Annotated in this window: 14 protein-coding genes and 1 tRNA gene; 6 read left to right on the forward strand and 9 right to left on the reverse strand. The window is 53.5% G+C overall.

From position 1 onward, the window contains the following. The 6 genes from C5S61_RS06595 to C5S61_RS06625 all read right to left on the reverse strand — a co-directional run bounded on the left by C5S61_RS06595 (position 1) and on the right by C5S61_RS06625 (position 4,303). Positions 1-1,134: a hypothetical protein gene (locus C5S61_RS06595; protein WP_124033398.1), complete on the reverse strand. Its 1,134-nt coding sequence runs from the start codon at positions 1,132-1,134 to the stop codon at positions 1-3. Between the two features lie 558 nt (positions 1,135-1,692). Continuing rightward, positions 1,693-2,325, reverse strand: coding sequence for an acetyltransferase (locus C5S61_RS06605; protein WP_110514268.1), 633 nt, complete (start codon positions 2,323-2,325; stop codon positions 1,693-1,695). Beyond that, the gene (locus C5S61_RS06610; protein WP_110514269.1) at positions 2,325-2,942 is read right to left on the reverse strand and encodes a sugar transferase; all 618 of its coding nucleotides are present in this window, start codon (positions 2,940-2,942) and stop codon (positions 2,325-2,327) included. Before C5S61_RS06610 ends, C5S61_RS06605 begins: the two co-directional genes overlap by 1 nt. 9 nt (positions 2,943-2,951) lie before the next feature. Next, the gene (locus C5S61_RS06615) at positions 2,952-3,392 is read right to left on the reverse strand and encodes an SRPBCC family protein (protein WP_110514270.1); all 441 of its coding nucleotides are present in this window, start codon (positions 3,390-3,392) and stop codon (positions 2,952-2,954) included. A 9-nt stretch (positions 3,393-3,401) separates the two neighbouring features. Next, positions 3,402-3,809 carry a pyridoxamine 5'-phosphate oxidase family protein gene (locus C5S61_RS06620; protein WP_110514271.1) on the reverse strand — a complete coding sequence of 136 codons (408 nt, stop codon included), beginning with the start codon at positions 3,807-3,809 and terminating at the stop codon, positions 3,402-3,404. Then, positions 3,806-4,303, reverse strand: a complete 498-nt coding sequence (locus C5S61_RS06625) for a pyridoxamine 5'-phosphate oxidase family protein (RefSeq protein ID WP_110514272.1) — start codon at positions 4,301-4,303, stop codon at positions 3,806-3,808. Before C5S61_RS06625 ends, C5S61_RS06620 begins: the two co-directional genes overlap by 4 nt. A gap of 39 nt (positions 4,304-4,342) precedes the next feature. Between C5S61_RS06625 and murJ the strand changes: the two genes are divergently transcribed. The 3 genes from murJ to C5S61_RS06640 all read left to right on the forward strand — a co-directional run bounded on the left by murJ (position 4,343) and on the right by C5S61_RS06640 (position 7,583). After that, positions 4,343-5,842, forward strand: coding sequence for a murein biosynthesis integral membrane protein MurJ (gene murJ / locus C5S61_RS06630; RefSeq protein ID WP_110514273.1), 1,500 nt, complete (start codon positions 4,343-4,345; stop codon positions 5,840-5,842). Next, positions 5,839-6,261: a YqaA family protein gene (locus C5S61_RS06635; RefSeq protein ID WP_110514274.1), complete on the forward strand. Its 423-nt coding sequence runs from the start codon at positions 5,839-5,841 to the stop codon at positions 6,259-6,261. Before murJ ends, C5S61_RS06635 begins: the two co-directional genes overlap by 4 nt. Before the next feature lie 146 nt (positions 6,262-6,407). Further along, positions 6,408-7,583, forward strand: coding sequence for an ArsA family ATPase (locus tag C5S61_RS06640; protein ID WP_110514275.1), 1,176 nt, complete (start codon positions 6,408-6,410; stop codon positions 7,581-7,583). A gap of 294 nt (positions 7,584-7,877) precedes the next feature. Here the strand turns inward: C5S61_RS06640 and C5S61_RS06645 are convergent, their stop codons facing one another. Both C5S61_RS06645 and C5S61_RS06650 read right to left on the reverse strand, forming a co-directional pair. Further along, positions 7,878-8,369 (reverse strand): DinB family protein, encoded by a 492-nt coding sequence (locus C5S61_RS06645; protein ID WP_110514276.1) that lies wholly within the window; start codon positions 8,367-8,369, stop codon positions 7,878-7,880. Positions 8,370-8,371: 2 nt separating this feature from the next. Beyond that, positions 8,372-8,869, reverse strand: coding sequence for a DinB family protein (locus C5S61_RS06650; RefSeq protein WP_110514277.1), 498 nt, complete (start codon positions 8,867-8,869; stop codon positions 8,372-8,374). A 162-nt stretch (positions 8,870-9,031) separates the two neighbouring features. Here C5S61_RS06650 and C5S61_RS06655 point away from each other — a divergent pair, with 162 nt between their 5' ends. Together C5S61_RS06655 and C5S61_RS06660 are read left to right on the forward strand one after the other, a co-directional pair. Further along, the gene (locus C5S61_RS06655) at positions 9,032-10,279 is read left to right on the forward strand and encodes a glucose-1-phosphate adenylyltransferase (protein ID WP_110514278.1); all 1,248 of its coding nucleotides are present in this window, start codon (positions 9,032-9,034) and stop codon (positions 10,277-10,279) included. Between the two features lie 16 nt (positions 10,280-10,295). Further along, on the forward strand, positions 10,296-11,519 hold the full coding sequence (locus C5S61_RS06660; RefSeq protein WP_110514279.1) for a glucose-1-phosphate adenylyltransferase family protein: 1,224 nt from the start codon (positions 10,296-10,298) through the stop codon (positions 11,517-11,519). Between the two features lie 335 nt (positions 11,520-11,854). On the opposite strand, the gene C5S61_RS06665 is transcribed toward C5S61_RS06660, so the two are convergent. Beyond that, positions 11,855-12,748 (reverse strand): alpha/beta hydrolase, encoded by an 894-nt coding sequence (locus C5S61_RS06665; RefSeq protein ID WP_110514280.1) that lies wholly within the window; start codon positions 12,746-12,748, stop codon positions 11,855-11,857. A gap of 120 nt (positions 12,749-12,868) precedes the next feature. Between C5S61_RS06665 and C5S61_RS06670 the strand changes: the two genes are divergently transcribed. Next, positions 12,869-12,944 (forward strand) — tRNA-Arg (locus C5S61_RS06670).

Raw genomic sequence — 12,944 nt, forward strand, 5'->3', positions numbered from 1 at the left:
CTAGGGCAGTTGCGGCTCGTTGCTTTGGTTGCGGGCAAAGCGATCGAGCACGCGCCGCAACACGCGCAAGGCCAATTCCATTTGGGGCACAGAAAGCAAGCGGGTTTCGTCATCTGGCTGGCGGAAGCCCGCTGCCGTGCCATCAGATTTAAGCCCAACCACGCTAATTGCATGGTAGCCCAAGGCCAAAAGGCGAGCGCTATCAAGCCGTTCGCCACGATAGGCCGAGCGAATCAGTGGCGCGCTGGCAGATTGCAGTTCGTGGAACATCTTGGCTAGTTGCTGATCGGGCTTGCGTTCGCGCCACAACCCTTCGCCAGCCACAACCGTCAAATTGCCACGCCCAAGCCATGGCAGGTTGATAAACCACGTTTCATCTTTGGGGAAGGGATAGCTGTTGAGCAGCGCTTGAATGCCTGAGCCTGCGGCGGCTCCTGCACCGAGGGCCACGACCCACAACTCAACATCATCGCGTTGCGGCCAATCGGCGGCGAGAGCAATTGCGGTTCCCACGGCAGCTGCATCAACCGCGCCAACCGTCCATGCTGCTCGTGATTCGCGCCGCAGCACAACCAATAAACACGCCAAGAGCAACAAACCAGGAATGAATACCACGCTATGCCAAGCAGGCAGAAAAATAGCAATTCCAAGCGTGGCTAAGCCCAAACTAAAGCCCAAGGGGATGCTTAGCAGCCAAACGCGCAGCCAACTGGCGCGGCGCGGCGAAAGCATGCGCGGCGAATCAAGATGACATAACAGCACGATGCGCGCGCGTGGTGTGCGGGTGGCAGCACGAGTGCCAATCACATTTTGGCTGGGGCGTTGGCGCAATAAACTGGCCAGAATTGGCGGGCCATGCAATTCGCGCACTGCAAGCAACAGCAGCAGCACGATTAAGGCGATTGAAGGATAGGGCAACCACCAGCCCAAGCCAAGCGCCACCAAACCGATGCCAGCAAGCAAGCCTAAGCCTGCGCTAGGAGCAGCTGCCGCCGAGAAGGTTTGTACCCCAACTTCGAGGCCAACTTGGCGCATTTGGGCCGCAATCACCGCAGCGGCGCGCGCCTCGGCAGTTGAGGTTGCTGGGCGCTCCCCAATTTCGTCGGCGAGAGTGCCGGTAATTCGTTGTTGCACAGATTGTTCGCTCATTTTAACTAAGGCTATTTGAGCCCGTGAAGCGAGCAATTTTTTCTGAGTTGCCATCGCAACCCCCACAGGCAAAATCGTCAATGATTGATCGCAGCCTTCGCTTCTCTGGTCAACCCATAGGCTGGGGGCCATGTTCTATTCTACACATAATCGTACTATTAGGGAAATTTAGCAAGCACCAATGCTCCTATCTTTGGCTCTTGGCTAACCGAAAGGATGAAGGATGAAGGATGAGGGATGAAGGGCAGAAGTCAAAAATCAAAAATCAAAAGCCTAATCCTAAAAATCTGTGGGAATCTATGACTAAAACATTCTTCGTGCTCTTCGCGATCTTCGCGGTTTCCGTGCTTCGTGCTCTTCGTGCTCTTCGTGCTCTTCGTGGATCAACTTTAACGCAGAGGCGCAGAGGAATATGGCTCTAGGCTATGGGCTGATGGATATGGGAACAATAATCTGAGCAATCTGTGCCAATCTGTGGCCAAAAAATCATTCTTCGTGCTCGTCGCGCTCTTCGCGGTTTCCGTGCTTCGTGCCCTTCGTGGATCACAGTAACAATCTGGTTGGCACTCCAACGGCCTTGGCATGGCTTGGCAAATCGCGAATAACCACGGCTCCAGCGCCAACCACCGTCCATGCGCCAAGCGAGCGGCCTTGGATGACATTCGCGCCCATGCCAAGCGCAACGCCTTCGCCAAGCTGGCAATTGCCCGCCACGTGCGAGCCTGGGTTGAGGTTGGAATACGCGCCAACAGTGCTATCGTGGCTGACGCTGGATCCAACATTCACAATGCTATGTGGGCCAATACTGGCTAAAGGGCCAACAACCGCATTGGGGAAAAGCATTGCGCCTGCGCCAATTGTGGCATGCGGCGAGATGATAGCATGTGGCGAAATCGCCTTGGCGGCGTGCAGTTCTGAGCCAAATTGTTGGGCAATTCGTTGGCGAGTGGCATTATCGCCAATGGCAATAATCACGCTAAATTGGGCCAAACGGGTTGCTAGCCACGCAATTGGGCCTAAAATCGGAATCCCTAGGCTGGTTGTGCCATGTTGGCTTTGATCATCGGTCAGCATGCCATACAAAGCGCCGCCTTGGCCCGCTGCATGCTGAGCTTGCACAATTTCGCCAACTTCGCGGGCATGGCCACCAGTGCCCACAATAATCACTGGGCGCATTATTTACTCCGCAAATCTTTGGCCACACCATCGCGCCCATAAATGCCCATAGGCCGCACGATTGCGCCGATTGTCCGCCAGAGAATCAGCAGATCGAGCCGCCAACTCCAATGGGCAATATACCAACAATCAAGCTCAATTCTGGCTTCCCAAGCGATGTCGTTGCGGCCATTGACTTGCGCCCAACCGGTGATACCTGGTCGAACCGCGAGGCGTTGGCGCTGTGCGGGCGTATAGCGCGCTACTTGTTCGGGCAAGCTCGGGCGGGGGCCGATTAAGCTCATCTCGCCACGCACCACATTTAATAATTGCGGCAATTCGTCGAAGCTCCAACGGCGCAGCCATTGGCCAACGCGGGTAATGCGCTGATCGTTGTGAGCGATTTCGATGCCTAAGCCTTGGCGTTCTGCATTAACGACCATGGTGCGAAATTTATAGAAGGGAAATTCTCGGCCAGCCAAGCCAACCCGTGGGCGATTGTAGAAAATCGGGCCACGCGAGGTTAATTTAATTGCTCCAGCGATCAGCAGCAACAATGGGCTAAGCAGTACGAGCGCAAATCCAGCCACAATCAAATCAAACCAGCGTTTACTTGGAGCCAGCGGCGTTGCTTGCATAGATTTCCTTTAGCTCAATGCCAAGCGTTCGATGCGGCGCAAGGCTTGCTCTAGCTCGCGGGTAATTTCGTTTTTGACCATGCTGATCGGCACAACTTTGGCGGCTGGGCCTAAAATTGGCTTGAGATCGAAGCTCAGGCTGGCATGGACTTTGGTGCTATTGGCGTTGGGGTAGAGTTGCCAGTGGGCGACAATTGGCAAGGGTTGCTCAGCTTCAAAGCGAATCGATTGTTGCTCGATGGTGCTAAATGTGCCTTGGGCTGCCTGCGTGCCAAGATGCGCACCAAAATCGAAATAGGCGGTTAATGGCTGCGAGTCGCTGGTTGGTTCGCTGACTTCAACTCGGGCGATTTGCGGCAAAATGCGCGGCAAATTATGCGGATTGGCCAACAGTTGCCATAATTCGCTGATTGGGCGGCGTAGCTGGCGTTCGCGGGTCACAGTGATCATCGGCGCTCCTTAGCGTTTATGGCGGCCTTGGATCGCCGCTAGCTCTAATGAAAAGGCTTGAATTGGGGCGTTTGGTCGCCATTGTGGCCAATTGCGGCCATAGCGTTCGGCCAAGGCCACGAGGGCAATACTGCTATCGGCCAAGGGCTGGGCGCTAGCTTCGGCCACGACTGAGCGAAACGTCCAATCGGGGTTAATCTGATCTGCTTCGATGCACCAACCAGTGGGTTGCTGCTGCAACAGTTGCGCCAAGCGGCCTGCTGCCCGGAGTGCAATCAACAAGGTTTGATCGCGGCGCACAAAGGCCAAGGGCACTGCATAACTAGCCGCGCGCGCTTGATCAAAGCCAGCAATGCGCAGCACTTGTAGTTCATCGAGCAAGGCCAAGGCTTCTGCTGGCGCTAAAATACGCATCATAGGCTATGCTCCCAGTGTCGTCCGCCGATGCGTTCGATCTGAATGCAGCCAGTGGTGGCTTGGCTAATGGTATTGATGACGGCGCGTGGCCCAGCTTTCAAGGCTTTGCTTGCTTGATCGAGAATTTGTTGCCAAAAGCCAGTACCATATTTGAAGGCTAGCAAGCGGGTGGCATGGGCATACTCTGTGCCAAGTGGCACATCGCGGTAACGCCCCCAGACAAAAACGCTGGTTACGCCCGTTGGCTCAAAGGCATCTGCTTGCAAACCAACGCCTTGGGGATAGCGACGCAACAAATTAAGCTTATGGCCTGGCTGAGTTGCAAAATAAATATGCGGCGCTTCGCAAACAAAAAACAGCGGCACGAGGTTGCTTTGATTGCGGGCATGATCGTGTGTTGCCAAGCGCCCGACCGAGGCTTTGGCTAAAAATGCCCAAATTTGAGCTGCGTTTAGGCGCTGCCCATCGCTTAATTGTTCGGTTTGGTGTTGCATAATGTCAATTATACGAGCAATTTGATTAAATGAGTATCTATGAAGCCTGCAACCATCGTTCGAACCTCACTGATTCTGATCGCCGCTACTGCTGCTTATAAGCTGCTGGGTTTTGCTGAAAAGCTCGCTTTGGCTCACTTTTTTGGCACGAGCACCACCGCTGATGCCTATTTGGCGGGTGCGGCGGTTGTTTTGCTAATGGGCTTTTTGTTGGGCGATATTGCTGGCCCAAGCTTAGTGCCGATGATTTTGCATGATCGTGCGGCTAGCCCACGCACGTTGCGCGCCAGTTTGGGCTTGGTTGGTTTGGCGGCAGTGCCATTAACCTGCTTGGGCTGGCTGTACGCGGCGCAATTAGCGCGTTTATTTGGGCCTGGCTTCGATCAACCAACCTTGCTGATGACCGCCAACATTATTCGGATTGGCTTGTTGGCCTTTCCAGTGATGTGTTTTTCGGCGGTGCTGGGCGCTTGGTATCAGGCCTGTGAGCAATTTACGCGCCCAGCTTTGGCCGATTTGATGTTGAAATTGGTGCCAGTGATTGCTTTGATTGCAACCGGCAGCGTCTATGGCTTGGCGTGGGGCTTGGTGGTGGGCGCGGTATTGCGATTAATTCCCTTGTTGCAAGCAGATGTGCCGTGGTTGCCAAGCTGGCGCTGGCGGGGAGCGCAATTAACCACGGTTTTGCGCCATGCCTATCCATTATTATTAACCTCGCTAGTTTCGGTGCATTTGATCAGCGTGATTGAGAACGCAATTGCTTCGACGGTTGGCGCTGGCGCGGTCGCGGCCCAAACCTATGCGCGGCGGATTGTCGAAGTGCCGATTATTTTGTTGCCACAGGTGCTTGGTCGGGTGTTATTTCCCCTGTTAACGGGCTTGGTGTTGCAGCGCAATTATCAGGCTTTACAGCAATGGCTGGCCCGCTGTTGGCGTTGGTCGTTGCTGCTGACCTTGCCGCTGATGGTGTTGGGCATGGTTTTGTGCCAGCAGATTGTGTCTTTGTTGCTGCAACGCGGCGCATTCGACCAACAATCGGTGCAGATGACGAGCACAGCACTTTGGGCGGCGTTGCCCGGCTTGCCAGCTTTGGCGCTCAGCACCTTGTTAATTCGCTTCAGTTATGCTATGGGCGATACGCGCTGGCCGAGCGTGATGCGGGTACTGGGGGCGTTGCTGCAAATTGGCTTGGCCTTGTGGTGGCGGCGTTGGGGCTTGGCTGGGCTTGGTTGGGCCACCACGGTTTCGTTATGGGCCGAAACCTTGGCCTTGGCATGGTTGGCCCAAAAAACTGTGCAGCAACCAATGCAGCTGAATTGGCGTTTTACTTGTCAGGTAGGCTTTGCTAGCGGCGTGGCGGGCATGGCAGCATGGCTGGTGATGCAAGCGTGGCAACCAATCAGCACCAGCAGCTTATTCCTGAGTTTATCGAGTGCCTCGCTGCTTGGCTTGATCGGCTTTATTCTGATTTTGGCATTGGGCCGAAATGCGGAAATTGGCTTGCTCTGGCAGCGTTGGCAACAAGGACGACATGAATGATTTGGCTCTATTTGAGTTTATTTGGGGTTAGTTTTTTGGCGGCAACGGTCTTGCCTCTTGGTTCGGAGGCAGCGTTGGTCGCAATGGTCGTGCATGTTGAATCGTTGTGGTTGCCGTTGTTTATTGCAACGCTGGGCAATGTGCTTGGCTCAGCCACGACGTTTTGGCTAGGCCAGCGCGCGCGTCACGTCATTGATCAGCGTAATCACAAAATGGCTGAACGCATGCAACGAGCTGAGCGTTGGCTTGGGCGTTGGGGCACGCCAGCCTTAATTTTGGCTTGGTTGCCAGTGATTGGTGATGTGTTGGTGGCCGTGGCTGGAGCCTTGGAGCTGCCATGGCTGCCAAGTATGGCCTGGATTACGCTTGGCAAGGCTTTGCGTTATGCAGCAATTGGCGCGGCAGTGCTGTGGGTTTAATCAAAAAAACCTCGCCAGGCCGATTTGCGTAGCAACGATATGCGATAATACCACTAGGCTGCAACTACCCAGTTGACCATAACGTCCAATGTAGCAGTGCAGCGAGCGATTCATGTATTCTCGCAATGCAGCGAAAGGAACATACAATGCGTTTGATTTTATATCTTGGCAAGGGTGGCGTTGGTAAAACCACAACCGCAGCGGCAACCGCCGTGCGGGCAGCGCGCATGGGCTATCGAACGTTGGTCGTCAGCACCGATGTGGCTCACTCCTTGGCCGATGCACTTGATTGCCAAGTTGGGGCTAGCCCAACCAAGCTGAGCGATAATCTCTGGGCGCAAGAAATTAATGTGCTCGAAGAAGTGCGCCAACACTGGGGCGAGTTGCAAGGCTTTGTTTCCAATTTGCTCAAGCGTAAGGGTGTCAACGAAGTTGCCGCCGAAGAACTGGCTGTCATTCCAGGCATGGAAGAAGTTGTTAGCTTGTTGCATATTCGCAAGCAAGCCAAAGAAGGCAACTACGATGCGGTGATTGTTGATGCTGCGCCAACTGGCGAAACCGTGCGCTTGCTGACCATGCCCGAAACCTTCACGTGGTATGCTTCGCGGGTGATGCAATGGGAAACCAGCACCATGAAAGTGGCCAAACCCTTGATTCGAGCTTTGGTTCCAGCCTCGGATATGTTCGACACCTTGCCACGCTTTGTTGAGCAGGTCGAAGCACTCCGCGCAACCTTGGCCGACCCCAAGATTAGCTCCTATCGTTTGGTGGTCAACCCAGAGCGTATGGTCATCAAAGAGGCCCAGCGGGCAGCAACCTACTTGGCGTTGTATGGCTATCCAGTCGATGGCGTAGTGCTTAATCGGGTGATGCCAAGCGATGTGCGTGGCCATAGCTTTATTGAGCAAATGCAAGAAGTGCAGGCCAGCTATCGTGCTCAAGTTCACGATATTTTCACGCCGCTACCAATTTGGGAAGCGCCAATGTACTCGCGCGAAATCAAAGGGCTTGATGATTTGGCCGATGTTGGCGCGGCGCTGTTTGGCGATCGCAATCCGCTTGATGTGTTTTATGTGGGCAAAACCATGGATATTACCAAGCAAGGCGATCAATACGAGTTACGCTTGCCCTTGCCGCACGTCGAAGTCAACAAAGTTAATATGACCAAGCGTGGCGATCAGCTGTTTATCGAAATTGGCAATTTCCGCCGCGAAATGATTTTGCCGACGATGTTGGCTGATCGACCAGCCTTGCGCGCGGTATTTCGCAATGGTGAGTTGGTGGTGCAATTTGGTGCGCCAGCACCACTTGAAACTGCCTAACGATATTCCCTCACCCCCCAACCCCCTCTCCCACGAAAACGCGGGCGAGGGGGAGCACGCTTTTTTTACTAAGAATTGCGTAAGAACCACGGGGTAAAAGCCCCTCGCCCGCGCACGGGAGAGGGGTTGGGGTGAGGGGATCCTAAACAGATCTTTCGCGTTCTTCGCGGTTCTCGCAACTTCATCCCTCATCCTTTAGCCCAAAGCCAATAGCCTTATCATCTTCGTGCTCTTCGCGTTCTTCGCGGTTGCCGTCACCTGACCCCTAACTGCTGGCCCCTAACCCCTCGTGTGCTATTCAGCTTGCAACAGAATGCGCGTAATTTGCTCCAAGTGAATCAGATCGTGGCCAGTTACCTGCATCAACGCATCGGCCAACAAGAATGCTCCCAACTTGGCGTGGGTTCCTTGGCGTTGCCATTGATCAGGGCTAAGGCTTTGGAAAAACTCCACGTAGCGGGTGCGCGAAACGCATAATTCAGCATAGACGGCGTGTAAATCGCTGGCGTTATAGTTGCGCTCGCGGGCCAATTGATCGGGACTGTAGCTTTGAAACAACGGATTATCTTGCTCAATGATGCTCGTCGCGCGCTCTTGAAAAATCTGGTCGTAATCGCGCAAGTGGCAGACAACTTCGAGCACCGTCCAGCCATCGGGGCCATCGCGGTGCGTCGTGGCTTGTTGCTGGCTGACGCGGGCTAAAATATGGCCCAAGGTTTCGAGCGTGCGGCTCATCAGTGGCAAATGCCAGCGCAACATCGAATCAATTAAGGTTGTATCAGTCATGGCTATTGCCCCTTTGCTTGCAACAAAATGCGGCTGATTTGCTCAAGGTGAATTACATCGTGAATGCCGACTTGCATGGCTGCATCGGTGAGCGAAAAGTAGCCGCGTTCTGGGTGCGTGCCAGCTTTTGCCCATTGTTCAGGGCTGAGCGCTTGAAAAAAGGCGATAAAGCGAGGGCGTGATTCCTGCAAGGCTGCGTAGACGGTACGGAGATCGTTGCTGTTGTAGTTGCGCTCGATCGCCATTGCTTCGTGATCGTAGCCTGGCAGCAACGGAAAATCCTGATCGCGCATCATAATCGCTCGTTCGAGAAAAATCTGGTCGTAATCGCGGAGATGGCACAGCACTTCAACTACCGTCCAGCCATTGGAGCCATCGCGCAAGCTGGTGGCTTGATCTTGGCTGACGTTGCTGAGCACATGGCCCAGCGTATCGAGGGTCAATCGCATCAGTTCGATATGTTTTTGGCGTAATAATGCTAATTGATCGTGATTGCTCATAAGGGTTTCCTCGTAACACACCAATCAATACTTCTAAGCATAGCAAACTCTGCCAGTTTTGGGGCTAGATAATTTGGCTGAAATAGCTTAGTAGCATTTGGCGTGAGCACGGACGAAATTGAGTATAATGGTGCGCGAATCCCCGGTACCAAAGGAGGTTCTATGCGCGTAGTCGCGATGATTATGGCTGGCGGTGAGGGGACACGCTTAAGCGTGCTATCCGAAAAACGCGCCAAGCCCTCGGTTCCATTTGCTGGCAAGTATCGCATTATCGACTTTACGCTTTCCAACTGTGTTAACTCCAATATTTTCGATGTTGCGGTGCTCACTCAATATCGGCCTCATTCGCTCAACGACCACATTGGCATTGGCAAGCCATGGGATCTCGACCGCAATCGCGGTGGGGTACGCTTGCTACAACCCTACCAAGGTCGCAATGATCAGAGTTGGTATAGCGGCACCGCCGATGCCATTCTGCAAAATATCAATTACATCCGTGAACAACGTGCCGATCTGGTGCTGATTCTCTCCGGCGACCATATTTATAAGATGGATTATCGTGAGTTGATCGCCACCCACTTGGCTAAAAATGCCGATCTGACCGTGGCGGTGATGCACGTTTCACTCGAAGAAACCGATCGTTTTGGGATTATGACGGTCAACGATAGCGATCAGGTGGTCGAGTTTACCGAAAAACCCAAGGCCCGCGATAAGGGCACGTTGGCCTCGATGGGTATTTATGTTTTCGATGCCAAGCGCTTGGTTGACCGCCTGCGCGAAACTAGCAGCCAATATCCAAATCTTGATTTTGGTAAGCACGTCATCCCCACCATGATCGCCAATGACAATGTGTATGCACACCCATTCTCAGGCTATTGGGTTGATGTGGGCACGGTGCAATCGTATTGGGAAACCAGTATGGAATTGCTTGATCCCGATTGTACACTCGATTTGTTTGATGCAGAGTGGCGGATTCACACCCGCTCCGAGGAACGCCCGCCAGCCAAATTTGGCCCCCAAAGCAAAGTCGAAGGCTCAATGATTTGCAATGGCTGCGTGGTACGCGGCACGGTTGAGCATTCGGTGCTTTCGCCTGGGGTCTATGTTTCGCCTGGCGCAGTAGTGCGCGATTCGATCGTTATGACCGATACTTGGATTGGCCCCGGCGCGGTGCTTGATCGGGTGATTGTTGATAAAGATGTGGTGATTGGGGCGAATGTGCAACTTGGGGTTGGCACTGAGAACGTTCCCAATCGTTTGCAGCCCGATAAACTGACCACGGGCATTAGCATTGTTGGCAAAGGTGCGCATATTCCCGCAGGCATTAGCATTGGCCGCAATGTTGTGATTCCATCCGATTGCGATGAAGACCGCTTCAACGGCGATGTCGCCAGCGGCGAATCGATCTAGTGCTGGGGAGTGTAGTATGCGTGTTTTAGCTTTGATTATGGCTGGTGGTGCAAGCCCTTCGTTAAGTGTGCTCACCGCTGGCCGAGCAGCAGCAGCAACGCCGTTTGCTGGCAAATATCGGATTATCGATTTTACGCTTTCGAATTGTGTTAATTCGGGTATTTACGATGTTGGCGTGCTTTCGCAGCATCAGCCCCGTTCGTTGCACGAGCATATTGGCGTGGGCAAGCCGTGGGATCTCGACCGCTTGCAAGGCGGCGTGCGGGTGTTGCACCCGTTTCCAACGCCTGATGGCGGCGGTTGGCAACGCGGCACTGCCGATGCAATTCGCTATCACCTCGATGTGATCGAAGAACGGCCTGTTGATTATGTGATGGTGTTGGCTGGCGATCATGTCTACAAGATGGATTATCGGCCTTTGCTCGATTTGCATATGCAGCGCGGTGCTGATGTTACCTTGGCAGTGCATAGCGTGCCGCCGCACGAAGCCTATCGCTATGGCATGGTCACAGTCGATGGCGAAGGCCGCGTGACCAACTTCGAGGAAAAGCCGCGCCGTACAAGCAGCGCCTTGGCCTCGATGGGCGTGTATGCCTTCCGCAAAGAATATCTGGTTGATCTGCTCTATCGCGATCAATCGGTTGATTTTGGCAGCGAAATGTTGCCACGGATTGTCAGCGAAGCCAATGTTAGCGCCTATACCTTCAATGGCTATTGGGCTGATGTTGGCACCGTGCAAGCCTATTACGAATCGAATATTGCCTTGCTGGCCGAAACTCCAGCGCTCGATTTGTATGATCCTGAGTGGGTGGTGCGGACGCGCTCGTTTGAACGCCCAGCCGCCCAACTTGGCGCTTCGGCTCGCATCGAACGCAGCTTGCTGTGCGATGGTTGTCGGGTCGATGGCCATGTTTCAGGCTCGGTGATTGGCACAGGGGTTGTGGTTGGCGCAGGCGCAATTATCCGCGATTCGGTGATTATGCCCGATAGTGTGATTGAGCCAGGCGTTGTGCTCGATAACTGTGTGGTTGATAAACAGGTGGTGATTGGCCGCGATTGCAAAGTGGGCGAAGGCCCAATTGGCACGCCCAATGTTGCCCAACCGCAATTGCTGAATACCGGCTTAACCGTGATTGGCAAGGCTGCCCGAATTAGCTCGGGCCATACGATTGGCCGCAATGTTGTGGTGAGTGCCCGCAGTTTTGTTGATCAAGATCTAGCCAGCGGCGAAACCTTCTAAGGCTACGTTACGCTGCAATCGCAAATCAAACGTTTGCCCACTTCCCCTCACCTCCCAGCCTTTCAAGGGTAGGTTTTGAGCGATTGATCGGCTGTGGAACGTTCCCTCACCCCCCAGCCCCCTCGCCCACGAAAACGCGGGCGAGGGGGAGCCGACTCTTTTGTACGAAGGAATTGGGGAGAACCACGGCTTAAAGCCCCTCGCCCGCGCCACGGGAGAGGGGTTGGGGTGAGGGAACGTTAACCCACAGTATTGAATTAAAAACCTACCCCATAAGGGCTGAAAACCCCTGCTCCTGCCGTCAATAACACACTATAAGCAATTGATAAGGAACATTACGATTGCAAATATTTTTGCAAAAAAGCCACCATGTTGGCCATTGCAGCGCTGGTATCTGCTGAAGCTTTGTAGGTAAACCCATGAGCAGCCTCAGGGTAGCTGTAACATTCAGTTATCACCCCAGCTTGTTTGAGCAGCGCCTCGTAGCGCAACCCCTCAGCGTGCAGCGAATCGCGCCCTGCCAAAATAAATAAAGCTGGTGGCAACCCCACCAAATCAGCAAGCTCTGCATAGACTGGCGAAACATAGGGGTCTTTGGCTTGGCTTTCCTCGCGATAACTGGTATCAAACATCGCTGCCATCTGCGGTGGAATTGCGCCTTTGGGATTAGGCTTGGCAAATGGACTGGTCGCAAGATCCAGCGGCGGGTAATCGAGCACTTGGCAGACAAATTGAAATTGGCCTGCTTGCTTGGCTTTGAGGCAGGTTACGGCACTTAAATTGCCGCCAGCGCTATGGCCACCAATTGCCATTTTAGTGCGATCAATTGCATACCGCCCAGCATTATCATAAAAATGCTTGACTACAGCATACACTTGATTAACCGCTGTCGGATACGGAAATTTGGGCGCTTTAGCATAATCGATGCTGATAACTTTGCACCCAACCTGCTGTTGAAATTGTAAATTCATGGCTTCGTCCATATCGGCGTTGCCTAAAATAAAGCCGCCGCCATGCAAATCAAACAGAATTGGCGTGCGCTGAGAATTTTGCAAGCCATAGCCTAAAACCCGAACCTTGCCAAATTCCGTCTCGATCAGTAATTCTTGGCGGCCAACCGAGCGCTTGAAACGGTAGAAAAAGCCTTGGATTTTGCTGGCAAAGCGTTGAAGATTGGCAAGGCGTTGGGCTTTTTTAATCTGTTGTTCGCGGGTTGAGGTGTTTGTCATTGAGCTTTACCTTTTAATCAATCAGCTTATTGCGATTATTCTAGGTCTAGAATATCATTAATCGAGCTTGGCAACTTGACAATTAGCTGGCTTGGCCGTATTCTACACAGCGATAGATTTGGCTCCGTAGCTCAGTGGATAGAGCGTTTGCCTCCGGAGCAAAAGGTCGCGCGTTCGAGTCGCGCCGGAGTCGCCA

The sequence above is a fragment of the Herpetosiphon llansteffanensis genome (genome assembly GCF_003205875.1).
Lineage (GTDB): Bacteria > Chloroflexota > Chloroflexia > Chloroflexales > Herpetosiphonaceae > Herpetosiphon > Herpetosiphon llansteffanensis.

What these genes read in the sequence shown, in the direction of transcription:
- C5S61_RS06645 (WP_110514276.1), bottom strand. Translation starts at nt 8,369, where the DNA reads ATGACTGATACAACCTTAATTGATTCGATGTTGCGCTGGCATTTGCCA.
- C5S61_RS06640 (WP_110514275.1), top strand. Translation starts at nt 6,408, where the DNA reads ATGCGTTTGATTTTATATCTTGGCAAGGGTGGCGTTGGTAAAACCACA.
- C5S61_RS06615 (WP_110514270.1), bottom strand. Translation starts at nt 3,392, where the DNA reads ATGATCACTGTGACCCGCGAACGCCAGCTACGCCGCCCAATCAGCGAA.
- C5S61_RS06605 (WP_110514268.1), bottom strand. Translation starts at nt 2,325, where the DNA reads ATGCGCCCAGTGATTATTGTGGGCACTGGTGGCCATGCCCGCGAAGTT.
- C5S61_RS06665 (WP_110514280.1), bottom strand. Translation starts at nt 12,748, where the DNA reads ATGACAAACACCTCAACCCGCGAACAACAGATTAAAAAAGCCCAACGC.
- C5S61_RS06625 (WP_110514272.1), bottom strand. Translation starts at nt 4,303, where the DNA reads ATGCAACACCAAACCGAACAATTAAGCGATGGGCAGCGCCTAAACGCA.
- C5S61_RS06660 (WP_110514279.1), top strand. Translation starts at nt 10,296, where the DNA reads ATGCGTGTTTTAGCTTTGATTATGGCTGGTGGTGCAAGCCCTTCGTTA.
- C5S61_RS06610 (WP_110514269.1), bottom strand. Translation starts at nt 2,942, where the DNA reads ATGCAAGCAACGCCGCTGGCTCCAAGTAAACGCTGGTTTGATTTGATT.
- C5S61_RS06650 (WP_110514277.1), bottom strand. Translation starts at nt 8,869, where the DNA reads ATGAGCAATCACGATCAATTAGCATTATTACGCCAAAAACATATCGAA.
- C5S61_RS06655 (WP_110514278.1), top strand. Translation starts at nt 9,032, where the DNA reads ATGCGCGTAGTCGCGATGATTATGGCTGGCGGTGAGGGGACACGCTTA.
- murJ (WP_110514273.1), top strand. Translation starts at nt 4,343, where the DNA reads ATGAAGCCTGCAACCATCGTTCGAACCTCACTGATTCTGATCGCCGCT.
- C5S61_RS06635 (WP_110514274.1), top strand. Translation starts at nt 5,839, where the DNA reads ATGATTTGGCTCTATTTGAGTTTATTTGGGGTTAGTTTTTTGGCGGCA.
- C5S61_RS06620 (WP_110514271.1), bottom strand. Translation starts at nt 3,809, where the DNA reads ATGATGCGTATTTTAGCGCCAGCAGAAGCCTTGGCCTTGCTCGATGAA.